Consider the following 1,196-nt stretch of genomic DNA (forward strand, 5'->3'; position numbering starts at 1 on the left):
GTTGACAGGCGGAGGCGGCGCCGGCGGCGAGTAAGGTTCGAGGTATGCCTTCATCTCCTCAACGGTCGACAATTTGCCGTCCATCAGCTCAAAGAAGAGCTTCTCGACCAGCTCTTCATAGCCAGGAAGATCCGGTGTGATCCGCATCTCCAGCATCAACGCATAGGGGATCTTGAGGCGAGCCTGTGGCCACTCCGAGGTAAAGGCCTTGAACTTGTTCTGCACGGAACTGGACTTCGTCGCGAAGACCATCTGCAGTACGGCCTCGGGCCTGGCTGCGTGCAACAGCTTCCACGCCGCGGACGGCGCCGCGGCCGACTTGCCGGTAAATTCAGCGGCAAGCGCTTTGCCCTGAGCCTCCATGCCGTCAATCGCTTCCACGAATGCCTGACGTGGGAAGCCGTGCTTCAGTGTGGCGACATCTTTTGGCGTCAGCTTGGCCGTCAGCAGCGGGAAGGCAATGGCTGAGGCATCCGGGAAGATTCCCTGCAACTGCAGCAGGCCCACCTTGTCCCGCAGATCGTCCAGGGCGGCTGCATTTACTACCTTCGCTCCCCAGGCCGGCATAAGGGCCTTCATCCACCCATCGTTCTCCAGATGGCGCAGGACGCGCAGGCCGTCTTCCTCATACGCAATCTCTTCCAATTCGTAACCGCGATACCAGGCCGGAAGGTTAGCGATATAGTCTTCTTCCTTTGCCGTCTCGTAACGGGCGCGAGTACGCTCTTCCAACTGCCAGCCCWGGCGCGCAGACAGCCGGGCGGCGCGGATGAGGCGGGACGGATCTTCAATAAATCCATAGTTCGAGACCAGGCGAAGCTCCCTGTTCTCGATATCGGCAACGCCGTTCAGCGGATCCATCAGGAGGCCCCAGGAGCCCTCATTGAGCGACAACGCCATAGCATTGGCCGTGAAGTCACGACGGCGCAGGTCTTCCAGAATGTTCGCCGGCTTGTAAACCGGCTTGGCCGGTTTGGGGTAGCTCACGCCCAGCGTACTGCTGATTTCCACCCGTACAGAGCCTGGGAAGTCGAAGAAAAGCGACTGGGTCGGCTCATACTCGCCGGAGAAGGTGCCGCCGGCTTTCTGTATATCTTTCTTCAACTTGAGAGCATTTCCCTGAACTGCCACATCAAGATCGCGTACGGAGGTGCCGGCCGTGAGGTCGCGCACAGCTCCTCCGACCAGGAACAGCG

1 protein-coding gene is annotated in these 1,196 nt (G+C 59.9%); it reads right to left on the minus strand.

Annotated elements, in window-relative coordinates; genetic code table 11:
• Nucleotides 1-1,194, minus strand: a 1,194-nt coding sequence (locus tag AB4043_RS26155; protein ID WP_442308607.1) for a CCA tRNA nucleotidyltransferase, incomplete at its 3' end; no start/stop codon positions are given.
• Nucleotides 1,195-1,196 lie beyond the last annotated feature (2 nt).

This window comes from Terriglobus sp. YAF25 (genome assembly GCF_052113305.1).
Lineage (GTDB): Bacteria > Acidobacteriota > Terriglobia > Terriglobales > Acidobacteriaceae > Terriglobus.